Here is a 1,361-nt window from a genome sequence, read left to right on the forward strand (position 1 = left end):
TTTCACTTGCAATAATAATAAAGAAAGGGAGGTGAAGTATGTCAACTAAGTTGCCATGGACGAGGCTTTTTGCAGACCAGTGGGCAATTGTTGTTGATTATTTGCCTGCTGTAGAGGGCAATATCTATATGCGATTACGGTTACGTATGTTGCGTACTGGTGAACCTCTTTTTTATAATATTAAAGTTTTATCTCATTACACTGGTTATTCAGTGAAGAAGTTTGAAGCGGCACTGAATGTTTTGCTTGAAGAAGGATATCTCATTCGTTTAGCAGATGGTCGCTTGTGGAATTTAGATGTTGAGGAAGAACTCAATAACTCTAATGAGAATTTAGATAAAGCTTCGGAAAAGGCTTCAAAAGCAGCAAAAGCTAGATGGGATAAAAACAAAGATAAAAGTAATGATGATGCACGTGCAATGCATGAGCAATGCACAAGCAATGCATACGCAATGCACGAGCAATGCTTGGAAATGCACAATAACATTAACAATAACAATAACAAAAAAAATAAAAATATTATTTTATCAAAAAGAGAAATTGATTTTGAAAATTTAGAAACAAACGATTTGGTTGACGAGCCAATCGAATGTGATGTTGAAAGCCAATCAGAACAAATCAAAACGATAGAAACCAAACAACCAATCATTCACGAGCAAAATACCAACACTTCAAACGAAGTTAACAACCGATGGCAAATTAACGAAGCGATGATTGCGAAATTGCCTTCACGAAAAGTTAAAAAGGTTGGAAAACAACTTTCAGAAATCGTTGATAAGATAATGCCTGCTTATTTTCCAGAGAAAGCAAACTTTTTTGAAGGAACAAAGAAAATAAGGGAAAAACAAGAAGTTGAAAGAATACTAGAAGATTTCAAACCCGATTTTCAATACGCAACTGAACAAGGATTAACGCATGATGAAGCCTTATCAGAATTTGAAAAATTTGTACGCTTTTCAAAAACCAATCCATGTCACAATGCAAATGAACGCGATTGGCAAAGCGCTTGGGATAATTGGATTACGCATCCAGAATATGGATTGGTAATTAAGAAACACAAAAAATCAGAAGTGAAAAAACTATATGAAAGCGCATGTTATAAACCACCGTCAAACAATTTCGCAAATAACCTTTCAGAAAGCTTCAATCAACTTGCAACAGCGATCTACGCTTAAAGACACTTATGGATCCGAAAAAACAGCAAAGTAGTGAAGTTTGCTGATGATTTTGAGAATAGATATGCGTTTAAATTGACAGAAAGGCACCGTACAGAGCGATTTAAATATTTTGTGATAAAAACCACATTGAAATTAAAAACGCTTCTGTACGGTCCATTTTGAGGCAAATAAACCCATTGGTAA

Annotated in this window: 1 protein-coding gene; it reads left to right on the plus strand. The window is 34.9% G+C overall.

The window, feature by feature from the left end:
* The first annotated feature begins 38 nt into the window (after positions 1-38).
* Complete coding sequence (locus ACFINY_RS09700; RefSeq protein WP_375701067.1) at positions 39-1,175, plus strand: hypothetical protein; 1,137 nt, start codon at positions 39-41, stop codon at positions 1,173-1,175.
* The last annotated feature ends 186 nt before the right edge of the window (positions 1,176-1,361 follow it).

Source organism: Bartonella sp. AA23NXGY, from assembly GCF_042197165.1.
Lineage (GTDB): Bacteria > Pseudomonadota > Alphaproteobacteria > Rhizobiales > Rhizobiaceae > Bartonella.